The 14,178-nt window shown below is 57.9% G+C and carries 12 protein-coding genes; 4 read left to right on the plus strand and 8 right to left on the minus strand.

The window, feature by feature from the left end; all coding sequences use genetic code 11:
• The first annotated feature begins 34 nt into the window (after positions 1-34).
• The gene (locus ACR0C3_RS17870; RefSeq protein WP_480759739.1) at positions 35-820 is read left to right on the plus strand and encodes a hypothetical protein; all 786 of its coding nucleotides are present in this window, start codon (positions 35-37) and stop codon (positions 818-820) included.
• Positions 821-1,384: 564 nt separating this feature from the next.
• Here the strand turns inward: ACR0C3_RS17870 and gyrB are convergent.
• Together gyrB and ACR0C3_RS17880 are read right to left on the minus strand one after the other, a co-directional pair.
• Positions 1,385-3,802, minus strand: a complete 2,418-nt coding sequence (gene gyrB, locus ACR0C3_RS17875) for a DNA topoisomerase (ATP-hydrolyzing) subunit B (protein ID WP_480759740.1) — start codon at positions 3,800-3,802, stop codon at positions 1,385-1,387.
• A gap of 102 nt (positions 3,803-3,904) precedes the next feature.
• Positions 3,905-4,477 carry a TetR/AcrR family transcriptional regulator gene (locus ACR0C3_RS17880; protein WP_170537086.1) on the minus strand — a complete coding sequence of 191 codons (573 nt, stop codon included), beginning with the start codon at positions 4,475-4,477 and terminating at the stop codon, positions 3,905-3,907.
• A 100-nt stretch (positions 4,478-4,577) separates the two neighbouring features.
• Between ACR0C3_RS17880 and ACR0C3_RS17885 the strand changes: the two genes are divergently transcribed.
• The gene (locus tag ACR0C3_RS17885; protein ID WP_480759742.1) at positions 4,578-5,144 is read left to right on the plus strand and encodes a carboxymuconolactone decarboxylase family protein; all 567 of its coding nucleotides are present in this window, start codon (positions 4,578-4,580) and stop codon (positions 5,142-5,144) included.
• Here the strand turns inward: ACR0C3_RS17885 and recF are convergent.
• From recF to mutM, 6 genes are all read right to left on the minus strand, one after another.
• Positions 5,141-6,238, minus strand: coding sequence for a DNA replication/repair protein RecF (gene recF, locus ACR0C3_RS17890; RefSeq protein WP_170660824.1), 1,098 nt, complete (start codon positions 6,236-6,238; stop codon positions 5,141-5,143). The genes ACR0C3_RS17885 and recF overlap by 4 nt on opposite strands.
• Positions 6,239-6,297: 59 nt before the next feature.
• On the minus strand, positions 6,298-7,419 hold the full coding sequence (dnaN, locus tag ACR0C3_RS17895) for a DNA polymerase III subunit beta (RefSeq protein WP_170351930.1): 1,122 nt from the start codon (positions 7,417-7,419) through the stop codon (positions 6,298-6,300).
• Positions 7,420-7,644: 225 nt separating this feature from the next.
• A complete protein-coding gene (gene dnaA / locus ACR0C3_RS17900) occupies positions 7,645-9,021 on the minus strand; it encodes a chromosomal replication initiator protein DnaA (RefSeq protein ID WP_480759743.1) in 1,377 nt (458 codons plus the stop codon).
• A 530-nt stretch (positions 9,022-9,551) separates the two neighbouring features.
• Entirely contained in the window at positions 9,552-9,815 is a 264-nt protein-coding gene (rpsT, locus tag ACR0C3_RS17905; protein ID WP_142638226.1) for a 30S ribosomal protein S20, read from the minus strand.
• Between the two features lie 227 nt (positions 9,816-10,042).
• Entirely contained in the window at positions 10,043-10,819 is a 777-nt protein-coding gene (locus ACR0C3_RS17910) for an enoyl-CoA hydratase (RefSeq protein WP_170379984.1), read from the minus strand.
• A 66-nt stretch (positions 10,820-10,885) separates the two neighbouring features.
• The gene (gene mutM / locus ACR0C3_RS17915; RefSeq protein WP_480759745.1) at positions 10,886-11,737 is read right to left on the minus strand and encodes a bifunctional DNA-formamidopyrimidine glycosylase/DNA-(apurinic or apyrimidinic site) lyase; all 852 of its coding nucleotides are present in this window, start codon (positions 11,735-11,737) and stop codon (positions 10,886-10,888) included.
• 86 nt (positions 11,738-11,823) lie between these two features.
• Between mutM and ubiE the strand changes: the two genes are divergently transcribed.
• Together ubiE and ubiB are read left to right on the plus strand one after the other, a co-directional pair.
• A complete protein-coding gene (ubiE, locus tag ACR0C3_RS17920; RefSeq protein WP_480759746.1) occupies positions 11,824-12,576 on the plus strand; it encodes a bifunctional demethylmenaquinone methyltransferase/2-methoxy-6-polyprenyl-1,4-benzoquinol methylase UbiE in 753 nt (250 codons plus the stop codon).
• Complete coding sequence (gene ubiB, locus ACR0C3_RS17925; protein WP_480759747.1) at positions 12,577-14,106, plus strand: 2-polyprenylphenol 6-hydroxylase; 1,530 nt, start codon at positions 12,577-12,579, stop codon at positions 14,104-14,106.
• The last annotated feature ends 72 nt before the right edge of the window (positions 14,107-14,178 follow it).

Consider the following 14,178-nt stretch of genomic DNA (forward strand, 5'->3'; position numbering starts at 1 on the left):
TAAGAGTCATGCAAGCCCCGCATCAGATAATGATATGCTTGATGTGGGGCTTGGCATCCACAACAAAAATTCTGGAAACAATATGAAAATCCAAGCGCTTATCCTTGCATTGGCGACTGGCATTGTTGCGGCCCCAGCAATCGCCGATGAAAACGCTTCAAACCCTTTGGCCGCAGTTAATAACACGGACATCCGGTATCAGTATTTTGATTTGGGCAACGGTGCTGACAAGCAGGACGCCTTTATAGATGGCGCATACATGCTGCGGCCTGATCTGAAACTGAAATATGAGTTGCACTACAACTCAACGGATGTGACTGGAACTCGGTTCACTGACTTCGAGAAATTGAGCCTCAAAGCGATCTATTTCCCTTCTCAGAGACCGCTCAACGAAACTTGGGCCATCAAGTCGGCCATTGGTCTGGAGTGGATTCTGGACTTTGGCGACCCGGAAAAAGGGATCGGAACCGGGTCCGATCAAATTGCGCCTTTTGGCGGGTTCGCCTTTGCAAACACAAAATCAGGGCTGACGCTGATCCCACTGCTCCAGCATTTTGCTTCATACAATGGCCCGACGGACATAAACCAAACCGCGATGCGGTTGATTGCGCTACAACCGTTTGGCGATGGGTACTGGGCCAAGGCTGATATCAAAGCACCATATGACTGGGAGAACGATGCTTGGCCAGCTACCGCTGAGTTCCAGATTGGCAAGAACCTCAGCCCTGGCATCGCAATTTATGCTGATTTCCTCATCGGCATAGGTTCCGACCGCCCCTACGATAAAGGTGCCGGCTTAGGTTTGCGTTTCAACTACTAGTTCACCCACACCCAACCTCGGCGAAGATCATCTATGTCACAGTCCAGAAATCTGTTCAGCCATTTGTTTTCTGCGTTTATCTTGACCCTTCCTGGAACTGCCTTGAGCCAAACCCTGCCCGCTCCGGGTCGGTAGGAAATAAATTGGCGTCACGCCGCATCATTCTATCTGTTCACTCCGCTCTGAACTCGGGGAAGATCAACAGTCTCTGGGCGATCCGCTGAGATGGATTTGAACCTTGAAACTGAATCCGTCGTTCGAGCTTCTAATCCTCAGCCAGCGATGCTTAGGCCCAGAGTTCTGAGAAAATAGACTTCTATTACGATCTGTACCCAAGACTTTGCAAAGTCCGCTTTCTGCGCATCGCAGACCTTCGCGAGAATCCAAGGTTCCTTAGGGAGGCCCTTTGCGGGATTGAGCAATGCAAAGGGCCATAACCGCGACGACTAAGCCATAAACTGATTGAATTCGTCGCTAATGCAGACAAACGCGCAGCGCAAAACTATGGGCGAACTACGTAAACTTATGGGGTGCGCGAAGTGTTATGCGCAAACCTACAAGTTTTCAGAAATCCAGATTCTCCACGCTCAGGGCGTTTTGCTGAATGAACTCGCGGCGGGGTTCGACCACGTCTCCCATCAGTTTGGTGAACAGATCGTCGGCCTCGACCATGTCGTCCACACGCACCTGCAATAGGGTGCGCGCGTCCGGGTCCAGCGTGGTTTCCCAGAGTTGATCGGGGTTCATCTCGCCCAAGCCCTTGTAGCGCTGAAGCGACAGGCCCTTTTCGCCTTCTTCCAGAATGGCGCGCAAAAGGTCCAGCGGGCCGTGGATCGCCTGCACCCGGTCGCGGCGGATCAGGGTAGCTGGGGTGTTGTAGACCTCTTGCAGGCTTTGTGTGAAGCTGCCGGTCTTGCGGGCCTCGCCCGAGCGCAGCATGGGGCCATCCAGCGTGCGGACCTCTTCAACGCCGCGCAGGATACGGGCTAGGCGGATGCCGTGATCCTGCGTGATACGGCCCTGCCAGCCGCGCTCGTATTCCAGCGCGATCAAGTCGAGACGGGCGGCAACCTTGTCGGCAACACCTTGCAAGTCGGCATCGACAGCACCTGGGACAAAGGCACCGGCCACGGCGGCCTGTTCCAGAATGTGACGCGGGTAGTGAGTTGGGAAGGCATCCAGAACGCGTTTCAACTGGCGCGCTTCGTCGACGACGCGGGTCAGGTCCTGGCCGACGATTTCCTCGCCCGAGCCCAGTTTCAGGACAGCACCCTCGACCCCCTGATTGATCAGATAGTCATCCAGTGCGGCCTGGTCTTTCAGGTAAACCTCTGATTTACCACGCGAAACCTTATAGAGCGGTGGCTGCGCAATGTAGAGGTACCCACCTTCAATCAATTCCGGCATCTGACGGTAGAAGAAAGTCAGCAGCAGGGTACGAATATGCGCGCCATCTACATCCGCATCGGTCATGATGACAATCTTGTGGTAGCGCAGCTTTTCGATGTTGAACTCATCGCGGCCAATGCCGGTGCCCAGAGCCATCACGAGGTTGCCGATCTCCTGCGACGACAGCATCCGGTCAAACCGCGCGCGTTCAACGTTCAGGATTTTCCCGCGCAGGGGCAGAACGGCTTGAGTCAGACGGTCGCGACCGGTCTGGGCTGAGCCACCCGCCGAGTCACCCTCCACCAGGAAAACTTCGGTCTTGGACGGGTCCTTCTCGGAACAGTCTTTCAGCTTCCCGGCCAGATAGTTCACATCCATCGCCGTCTTGCGGCGGGTAAGTTCACGCGCCTTTCGGGCGGCCTCACGGGCCAATGCAGCCTCGATGATCTTGCCGACGATACCCTTAGCTTCATTGGGGTTTTCTTCGAACCACTCAGCCAGCTTTTCGTTCATCAGGCCTTCGACTGCAGGTCGTACTTCTGACGAAACCAGCTTGTCTTTCGTTTGCGACGAGAATTTCGGGTCCGGCACTTTCACCGACAGCACGCAGGTCAGACCTTCGCGTGCGTCGTCGCCGGTAAAGCTGACCTTTTCCTTCTTCGCGATCCCGCTGGACTGCGCATAGTTGTTGATCGTCCGGGTCAGAGCGCCGCGGAAACCGGCCACGTGCGTGCCACCGTCCCGCTGTGGGATGTTGTTGGTGAAAGGCAGAACCGTCTCGTGGTAGCTGTCATTCCACCACATGGCGATTTCGACACCGATATCGTCCCGCTCGCCCTTGATATAGATTGGCTCGGGCATGGCCGGGGTCTTGGACCGGTCGAGGTATTTGACGAACTCCTTGACGCCGCCCTCGTAGAACAGCTCGGTCTCCAGCCGTTCTGCAGGGCGCTCATCAATCAGGATGATGCGCACGCCCGAGTTCAGGAAGGCCAGCTCACGCAGGCGCTTCTCCAACGTCTCAAACGAGTATTCGAGGTTCGAGAACGTATCTGTCGAGGCCAGAAAGCGCACCTCGGTCCCGGTGCGATCGCCGCATTCGCCGACGACTTTCAGATGCTCAGCGGTCTCACCACGCTCAAAACGTGCAATGTGCTCTTTGCCCGCGCGCCAGATGCGCAGCTCCAGCCATTCGGACAGAGCATTCACAACCGAAACGCCCACGCCGTGCAGACCGCCCGACACCTTGTACGAGTTGCTGTCGAACTTACCACCCGCATGCAGCTGGGTCATAATAACCTCGGCCGCCGAGACGCCCTCTTCGGGGTGAATATCGACCGGAATTCCGCGCCCGTTGTCACTGACCGAGACGCTGGAATCCGCGTGAATTTTCACGGTCACATGGTCGGCATGACCGGCCAGAGCCTCATCAATTCCGTTGTCCACGACCTCATACACCATATGGTGCAGACCCGAGCCATCATCCGTATCCCCGATATACATACCGGGACGTTTGCGAACCGCCTCTAAGCCTTTGAGAACTTTGATGGAATCTGCGCCGTATTCCTGGGGTGCCTGTGCGTCTTCGGACATGCCGTTAGTACCTATATTATTTTGGTAACTTATACGTTTTCTGGTGGGGAATGTCACGCGCTCCCCCAAGATTTTGTGGTTGAGATCCGATTTATCTGCGGATCAAAGCCGATCGAGGTCTGCCGCGATATCAGCTGCAATTTCGGCGGCGTTGACGTCGTCCCGTTCGGCCGTCAATCGCAGGCCCAGAAGGTCCGACTGATAGCGCGCAGCAAGGCGTTCGGGATCGTGATCAGGGCTTATCTCTCCGGCCTTTTGGGCGCGGCGAAACAGGTCTGCGAAACAGGATTTCATTGCGATCATATGCGCGCCTGCCTGACCGGCCAGATCGTGATCCTTTGCCTGCAACTCGGCATAGGTCTTGGCCAGCATACAAGCTTTGGTCGGCAGGTCAGAGGCAGCAATCACGCGATAGGGCTGCGCCTTGAGCGCCCCGAGCGGCCCCAGCTCCTCAGCCAAGGCCAGCATACTGGCAACCCCGTCTTGCGCGTAACGCTCCAGCGCCAGCGCATATAGGGCATCTTTCGAGCCAAACGCCGCATAGAAACTACCCGGCTTCAGCTTCAACTCGCGCTCAAGGTCCTTCAGCGACGTCCCGGCCCAGCCGTGACGCCAGAAGATATCACGCGCCTGCGCGATCAGCGCGTCTCGGTCATATGCGGGTTTACGTGGCAATAGATCACCAATTCTTGAGTGTTTGCTCAAATATATACTTGAGTGATCGCTCAAGAAACCCTAAATACGACTCATCGCGCCAGAAATCAGGAGTTTTGAAATGGCCAACTTCCCGTCTCACGACCTCGAATCCGCCCCTGAGGGGTCCAAACCGCTGTTGGAGAAATCGCAAGCCGCCTTTGGCCGCCTACCCGGTCTGCACAAGGTGATGGCGGAAAGCCCGCAGCATCTGGAGGCTTATCAGGTTCTTCACGGCCTCTTCCTGCAAGCCGATTTCGACAATGATGAGAAAACCGTCGTTTGGCAGACCATCAACGTTGAAAACGAGTGCCACTACTGTGTCCCCGCCCATACCGGCATCGCCAAAATGATGAAGGTTTCGGACGAGATCACCGAGGCTCTGCGCAACGAAACCCCGCTGCCGACTGCCAAGCTGGAGGCCTTGCGCACTTTCACCCTGCAGGTGATGGAAACCCGCGGTAACCCGACCGAAGAACAACTGCAGGCGTTCTTTGACGCCGGTTACTCGCACCGCGCCGTTCTGGATGTGATTCTGGGTCTGGCGCAGAAAACCATGTCGAACTACGTCAACCACATGGCCAAAACTCCGGTCGATCAGGTCATGCGCGGTTTCCTGTGGGAACGTAAAGTCAACGAACCGGCCTAAGCCGACACGACCGAGCCCTCATCGCCTTCGGTAACAACCAGCGTTTGGGCCCGGTCTCCCAATTCCGCAAACAGCTCAGGCCCGGTGCCCGTCATCCAGGCCTGAGCGCCCAGCGCACAGATCTCATCATAGAGCGCCGCGCGTCGCCCGGCATCCAGATGCGCAGCCACCTCATCCAGCAACACAATCGGTGGCGCACCGATCATTTCCGCAAGCGCCCGTGCGTTTGACAGGATCAGGGACACAAGCAACGCCTTCTGTTCACCCGTGGAACAATCCTTGGCCGGAACCCCCTTGGCCGCGAACACCCCATACAGGTCCGAGCGATGCGGCCCGACCAGAGTCCGCCCTGCTGCAAGATCGCGGAAACGGCTTTCGCTGAGCGCCTCGCGCAGATCATCCGCAGTCTCGGGCATCGCACCTTCCGTTTGAATCAACTCCAAGTCTGCTGAAGGAAACGCCGTTTCGGCCTGATCCTGCGCGGCACGCAAATGATCCAATGCTGCAAGACGCGCCGCATGGATCCGATACCCTGTCTCGGCCATCTGACCTTCCAAAGCCGTGTACCAATGGGCGTCCCGGACCTGATCTTTCAATAGCCGGTTCCGCTCACGCATAGCCTTTTCGTAGGTCAGCGAAGCCTCGGCATGCGCGGGATCAAAGCTCAGCGCGATGCGGTCCAGAAATCGCCGCCGCCCCTCAGCCCCTTCGATCCACAGCCGATCCATCGACGGGATCAACCACACCACGCGCGCGAGCTTGCCCAGATCAATCTGACTGGCGGCCTTGCCATCAATCCGAACCTGACGCGCCGCGCCACCTTCGGACCACGTCTCGATCTCATACCGCCCGCCCTGCGCGCTCAGCAGACCGGACAGTTTCCAGCCCAGGGCTTCGGGCCGCCGGGTCATCTCCGCCGCACTGGCCCGCCGCATCCCGCGACCGGGCGAGAACAGAGACACTGCCTCCAGAATATTGGTCTTCCCGGCCCCGTTCGGCCCATGAATGGCCACCGGGCGCCCATCCAAAGACAAACGCGCCAATTTATGAGACCGAAAATGCGAGACCGTAAGTTCGGTCAGGGCCAATCCCATGACCCCTCCCTTCTTCTGTTCAAAAATACCTCCGCCGGAGGCATCGCGCGCCAGCGCGATCAGACGCGCATCGGCATGACGACGTAAACCGCGCTCAGATCGTTGCCTTCGCGCATCAAAGTCGGGTCACCGGCCGAGTTAAACAGGAATACCGCGTTCTCACGATCCACCTGCGATGCAATCTCGAGCAGGTATTTCGCGTTGAACCCAATCTCCAGCCGTTCGTCACCGTAAGCGACGGCCAACTCTTCCTCAGCCGCGCCACTATCCGGCGCGTTGACCGACAATACCAGCTTATCCGCATCCAGTTGCAGCTTCACGGCGCGCGAACGCTCTGATGAAACCGTTGCAACCCGGTCCACGGCTTGCGCAAATTCAGCAGCATCCACTTCCAACTGGCGCGTGTTGCCCTGCGGAATAACGCGGGTGTAATCGGGGAAGGTGCCATCAATGACCTTCGACGTCAGCGTGATATCCGGCGTGGCAAAGCGTACCTTGGTTTCGCTGACCGAGACAGCGATGTCCATCTCGTCATCGTCCAGCAGCTTGCGCAGCTCACCCACGGTTTTACGCGGCACGATCACACCCGGCATGTCCGCAGCACCATCCGGAAGGTCCGCATCAATCCGCGCCAGACGGTGACCATCGGTGGCCACACAGCGAAGAACCTTGCCGCCTTCGGACCCATCCGCGACATGCATGTAGACACCGTTCAGGTAGTACCGCGTCTCTTCGGTCGAGATTGCGAATTTTGATTTGTCGAACAACCGACGCAGCAACGCTGCCGACGCGGTGAAATTTGACTGATATTCCGAGGACGCCATGACCGGGAAATCCTCTTTCGGCAAGGTCGCCAGAGAGAAATTCGACCGGCCCGCCTCAACCGTCAGACGACCTGCGGCGCTGTCGGCTGTCAGGGTGACAAGCGCGCCATCCGGCAGTTTGCGCACAATTTCATGCAGGGTCGTAGCCGCCACTGTCGTCGCACCGGCCTTTTCGACCTGCGCAGGCGCTTTGTCGACAACCTCGATATCCAGATCGGTGGCTCGGAACAGGGCTTGGTCGCCTTCGGCCTCGATCAGCACATTGGCAAGGATCGGGATCGTGTTGCGACGTTCCACAACGGATTGGGCCTGGGAAACGGCCTTGAGAAGGGTGCCGCGTTCGATGCTGATCTTCATACCCTCTGTTCCTCTGACTTGCGTGCCGAAAATGGGCGGGACTGGCACGTTAGCGTCTCAGCCCTGAGGCACAAGGATTTTTTACCGATTTCTGGGTGGGAATACCCCGGTGGTCAAGAGGTACACGCGCGAAACGCGTCCATTCCTCCGCAACCGTGGAGATTAGCGCACAAGAAAACGCCCCGGACGCACTGGCCCGGGGCATTTACTGACAATGGGTGCGGTTCAGGCCTCTAGCGAGCGGCGCAGCATTTCCACGTCTTCTGCGATCTGACCATCGGTCGTCTTCAGCTCTTCGATGCGCTTGACCCCATGCATAACGGTTGTGTGGTCGCGCCCTCCGAAACGGCGGCCGATCTCAGGCAGAGAGCGGCTGGTCAGTTGCTTGCACAGATACATGGCCACTTGACGCGGACGAGCATAGGACCGCAAACGCTTGGGGCCGATAATGTCCGAGAGGCGGATGTTGTAGTAGTCCGACACTTTGCGCTGGATTTCCTCGACGGTGATCTTCCGCTCTGAGGCGCGCAGCACGTCAGCCAGACAGTCCTGAGTCAGCTCCATGTCGATCTCACGCCCCACTAGTGAGGCAAAGGCGAACAGACGGGTCAGAGCACCTTCGAGAACGCGTACATTGGTCGAGATGCGATGCGCCAGAAACTCCAGCACGCCATCGGCGATGACAAGATCGGGATAGGTGGCGATGTGCTGCTGGACCTTGTTCTGCAGAATGCCCAGACGCAATTCGTAGTCGGTGGGATGCAGATCGACGACCAGACCACATTGCAGGCGTGATTTCACGCGATCTTCCAAATCCTTGATCTCACCCGGTGCGCGGTCGGCCGAGATGATGATCTGTTTGTTCTGGTCCACCAGAGCGTTGAAGGTGTGAAAGAACTCTTCTTGGGTCGAGTCCTTGCCCGCGATGAACTGCACATCGTCCACCATCAGCACATCGACCGAGCGGAACAGATGTTTGAAATCCATCATCCGGCGTTCGCGCAGAGCCTGAACAAAGCGATACATGAACTGTTCCGCCGACAGGTAAAGCACGTTCAGCTCGGGGCTTTTGGTTTTCAGCTCCCACGCGATCGCGTGCATCAGGTGCGTTTTACCCAACCCGACACCGCCATAGAGAACCAGCGGATTGAACGTGACCGGGCCACCTTCAGCTACGCGGCGCGCGGCGGCATGGGCCAGTTCGTTGGGTTTGCCGACAACAAAGCTGTCGAAGGTAAAACGCGTATCCAAGGGTGCGGCCTGTAGATCCTCGAGCGCCGCATTGGCAGATTCCGCAACTGGTGCAGCAGCTGCGGTCAACTTCGGTTCATCCGTGACAGCTGCCGGTCGGGTGGTCGAATTGGCTGCCGCCTTGAACGCAAGACGTTGGACCGTCTCACCCGCGGTATTCAGTTCATACAGAATCAAATCTGCAAAATTCTGGCTGACGTAATTCCCCATGAAGTTGGTCGGCACCGAGAACACGGCTACACCATCCTGCAGCTCCTGAAATTCCAGAGGCTCAATCCAGGTGGTGAAGTTGTTCTTACCAACGGCCTTCAGTAGTTTGCTACGCAGTTGTCCCCATTTCTCTTGTGTCATCAAGCGCCTCACGCATCCCATTTTTTTTGACCTGTCGGTCTTATCAATCGTCGCCGGTTTCCCGGTCATTGACGTTCACGCACAAGGGTACCCTGCGCCGGACTGTCCCATCCGGCGGGTAAATGAACACTCAGCATGCACAAATCGTATCCCGCAGCAGGATCCCGGAAAACCGGGGCACGCGTCGTAACCCAATTGTTTGACAGGGCTGAGATCTTCGGAAAACCCGAGACCCAGAGCAGATCGTTTCACCGGCCAAGGCCGGTTTTCGAACGCTGGTTCCTGATGTCTGACTGATGCCCGTCAGTCAGATGTCTGGAACAGCCTGTCCCCCCAAGCGAGTGAATCGCTGACTCAGTGGTAGCAAGATGTTGCCTGTCGCAGCAACGAAACTCTGATATTGACTCGGGGTTCAGGGCGAAAGAATCTCTCGACTTCGTGAGGTCGCGGCTTTCTGGCAACAAACACGAAAGGCGCCGCAATGCGCGACGCCTTTACGTAGGAAAACGCTTGACGCGTCCTAGCGGGAATCAACCCAGCGCTTTTACGCGTGCCGACAGGCGCGACATTTTACGCGATGCGGTGTTCTTGTGGAAAACGCCTTTGGTGACGCCGCGCATCAGTTCAGGCTGAGCTGCGCGCAGAGCTGCGGTTGCAGCGTCTTTGTCGCCGGAAGCGATCGCTTCTTCAACTTTGCGCAGGTAGGTGCGGATGCGCGAACGGCGCGCTTTGTTTACGGCGAAACGCTTTTCGTTCTGACGGGCGCGTTTCTTTGCCTGGGGCGAATTTGCCATGTGTCTCTAACCTTTATTCGGTACGGTTATCTAGGGTTGCGCGCCACGGAGTTATCCGCACCGGATCAGAAATCACGAGTGTGAGTCGGGCCAAGCGGGCCGCACGCGCATGTATGAAGGCGGTCTCTACCCAAGTTTTACGGGTTTGCCAAGCCGATTCTTGCCTCATATGTCCAACAAATAAAGGCAGGCCACAGCCTGCCCTTCCGGAATTCCTTGCTGCGACCTTACTTGTCGCGGAATTGCGCGGCGCGTTTTTCCAGAAACGCCGCCATGCCCTCTTTCTGGTCTTCGGTCGCGAACATTGAATGAAAGACGCGACGCTCAAACAGCAAACCTTCGCTCAGCGGTAGCTCATAGCTGCGATTCACCGCTTCCTTCGCGGCTGCGGCCGTCAGCAAAGACTTCTCAGCAATCTTATGGGCTGCACCCACGGCTTCTTCGATCAGCTTCTTCGCCGGAACCACGCGGCTGACAAGACCCGCGCGCTCAGCTTCTTCGGCGTCCATGAAGCGACCGGTCAGGTTCATATCCATCGCCTTGGACTTGCCGACAAAGCGGGTCAGGCGCTGGGTGCCGCCGATACCGGCTATAACGCCCAGATTGATCTCGGGCTGGCCGAACTTGGCGGTGTCTGCGGCGATGATGAAATCGCATATCATGGCCAATTCGCAGCCGCCGCCCAGCGCGTAGCCCGCAACCGCCGCGATTATGGGTTTGCGAATGGCCGAGACACGCTCGTTGACCGAGGCAAACAGGTCGGTGCTGAAAACGTCGACAAAGCTCATCTCGGACATTTCCTTGATGTCCGCACCCGCGGCAAACGCCTTGTCCGAGCCGGTCAGCACGATGCAGCGCACTTTGTCGTTCTGATCCGCCTCTTCCAGCGCGTCGCACAGCTCACCCACCAATTGGGTGTTCAGCGCATTCATCGCATCTGGTCGGTCGAGTTTGATAAGGGCGACGTGGTCTTCGATTTCGACGATGATCGTCTCAAAAGCCATGAGGTATAAGCTTCCGGTTGTTCCGTTCAGGTACGATTCCTTAACACGCGATTTCGCTGGATCAAGCTATCTTTGGCATTGCGCACAGTAGAAGGATGAGCGACCAGACTGGGTGATTCTCTTGATTTCGGCACCGCAACCCTGGGTTCGGCAGGGTTCGCCTTCGCGGCCGTAAACATCAAAGCTGTGCTGAAAATATCCAAGTTCTCCATCGGCTTGACGGAAATCTTTCAGTGACGATCCCCCTGCTTCGATCGCGTCCTGCAACACCTGCCGGATGATCGGCACAAGGGCTGCGACACGCGCCGCAGAAATTTGTCCGGCTTTGCGACGTGGCGACACCTTGCCGCGATAAAGCGCCTCGCAAACGTAAATATTCCCCAACCCGGCAACGATTCCCTGATCCAGAAGTACCGATTTGACCGGCCTGTTCTTGCCCTTGAACGCGTCAATCAGGTGCTGTTCGTGAAAATCATTGCCCAATGGTTCCGGCCCCAGAACGGACAGCAGTTTGTGGTTTTCTGCGGTTGCGGTTGGCAGCAAATCCATGGCCCCGAACCGGCGCGGATCGTTGAAGGTCACGCGGGCACCATTGGCCATGTGGAACACTAAATGGTCATGCTTTTCGGGCATCGGATGGTCATGGACGAACTGCCCCAACGGGTCACCTGATACCGTCATACGCCCCGACATACCCAAGTGAATCAACAACGTCTCGCCACTGCTGAGATCAGCCAGAATGTATTTGGAACGTCGCCTTAGCCGATCCACCCGCTGTCCCGTCAATCTCTCGGCCAAACGCTCCGGGAAGGGCCAGCGCAGATCGGGGCGGTTCACATCTGCACGCTCGATTACCACCCCCTCCATCGCAGGGGTCAGGCCGCGTCTTACTGTCTCGACCTCAGGCAATTCGGGCATTAGATGGCTCCTATTCCAAAGGGCCGCATTGTGCCCGCCTCTGATGGCCCTATAACAGAGGCGAAATTCGACAAACGGCAAGGCAAATGTCCGACAACAGCGACAAGACCACTCATTTCGGGTTCGAAACCGTCCGCGAGGCTGACAAGGCCGGGCGCGTACAGGGCGTTTTCAACTCCGTGGCCTCGAAATACGACGTGATGAACGATGTTATGTCGATGGGCATCCACCGGGTCTGGAAAGACGCGATGATGGACTGGCTTGCCCCGCGCCCCGGTCAGCGTCTGCTGGACGTCGCCGGCGGCACCGGAGACATCTCGTTCCGCTTTCTCAAACGCGCGGGCTATGGCCACGCCACCGTTCTGGACCTGACGGAGCCAATGCTGGTCGAGGGCCGTCAACGGGCTGAGGCCGATCAGACGTCGGAGAGCCTGAACTGGGTCGTCGGCGATGCGATGTCTCTGCCGTTCGAGGACAACACCTTCGATGTCTACACAATCTCCTTCGGCATCAGGAACGTCACCCGCCCGCAAGAAGCGCTGAACGAGGCTTATCGCGTGTTGAAACCCGGTGGTCGCCTGATGGTGTTGGAGTTCAGCCAGTTGCCCAACGATGGGCTGCAAAAGCTCTATGATCTCTACAGCTTCAACGTCATCCCGCGCATGGGCAAGCTGATCGCCAATGACTACGACAGCTATCAGTACCTCGTGGAATCGATCCGCAAGTTCCCCGATCAGGATACATTCCTGGGTATGGTCCGCGCTGCCGGTTTTGAGAACGCCAAATACCGCAACCTGAGCATGGGAATCGCCGCGCTGCATTCCGGCTGGAAGATCTAAATGCGTGGCCCTCACAACATCATACGCCTGATCCGAACAGGCGCCACGCTAGAGCGCACGGGCGCGATGAATGTCGTGCTGGACGCGTTCGAAGCCCCCCGCGCGGTCCGCTTTCTCGCCCACGCGCTTGGCAAACCGTTTCAATGGCTTGGGTACAAGGGCGACCCCGAGATGCCCCCTGCCACGCGCGCCCTGACGGCGCTGGGTCCGGCCTACATAAAATTCGGACAGGTCCTGTCGACCCGCCCCGATGTGGTTGGTAACGAACTGGCCGAGCAACTGCGCGTATTGCAGGACAAGCTGCCCCCATTCCCGAAGGCCGAGGCCATGGCTGAGGTCGAGAAGGAGCTGGGCCAGCCGATCTCAGAAATGTTCAGCGAATTCAGCGAACCAATAGCTGCGGCCTCGATCGCACAGGTTCACAAGGCCAAGCTGACCAGCACAGGCGAGGACGTCGCCGTCAAAGTCCTGCGTCCGGGAATCGAGCGCGCCTTCCGCAAGGATGTCGACGCGTTTTATTTCGCCGCCCGCATGGTACAACTCTGCGCCCCAGGCGCGCGTCGTTTGCGTCCAATGGAAGTGATCGAACACTTCGATGGCGTGGTGCGCGGCGAGCTGGACTTGCGTCTGGAAAGCTCGGCAGCCTCGGAATACGCCGCCAACACCAAGGATGATGCCGGGTTCTGGTTGCCTCCGGTCGTGTGGTCTCTGTCCGCGCGCCGGGTGATGACGCTCAGCTGGGCGGATGGCATCCCACTTGGCGACAACGACGCCCTGGACGCCGCAGGCCATAACCGCCGCGATCTGGGCGAGCGTGTCCTGCGCTTGTTCCTGCTGCACGCCCTGCGCGATGGCTACTTCCACGCCGACATGCACCAGGGCAACCTGAAGGTTGCCGCCAACAACGATATCATCGCCTATGACTACGGCATCATGGGCCATATCGACGAATACACCCGCCGGGTCTATGCCGAGATCCTATTTGGCTTCATCCGCCGCGACTATAAACGCGTGGCCGAGGTGCACTTCGAGGCCGGATACGTCCCAGCCAATCAAGACGTCGACGAATTCGCCCGCGCCCTGCGCGCTGTGGGCGAGCCCATCTTCGGCATGGACGCCACCCATATCTCGATGGGCCGCTTGCTGAATTACCTGTTCGAAGTCACCGAACGCTTTGGCATGGAAACCCGAACCGAGCTGATCCTGCTACAGCGCACCATGGTTGTGGTCGAAGGCGTCGCTCGATCACTCGATCCGCATATCAATATATGGGAGGTCGCGCGTCCGGTCGTCGAGGACTACATCAAGAAATCCATCGGCCCCCGCGCGGCGCTCCGCGACTTTGGCAAAACCGCGTTGGTTCTGGCTCGGTTCGGCCCACGTCTGCCCGCTCTGGTGGAAGACGCTCTGATCGCGCAAACGCAAAAAGACGATCAGACCAACTCCCGCCTGTGGTCCAAAGCCCTTCCCGCAACGCTCGGAGCCGTGTTAGGCGCTGCTTTGGTTTTGCTACTAACAGCGCTCAGCTAGGCGCCACCCGCCTGCTTCATCTGGCTGAAAATATCCTTGGGGGGAATCGCGCCTAAGGCGCGATGGGGGGCA

The organism is Ruegeria sp. CK3, assembly GCF_056536565.1.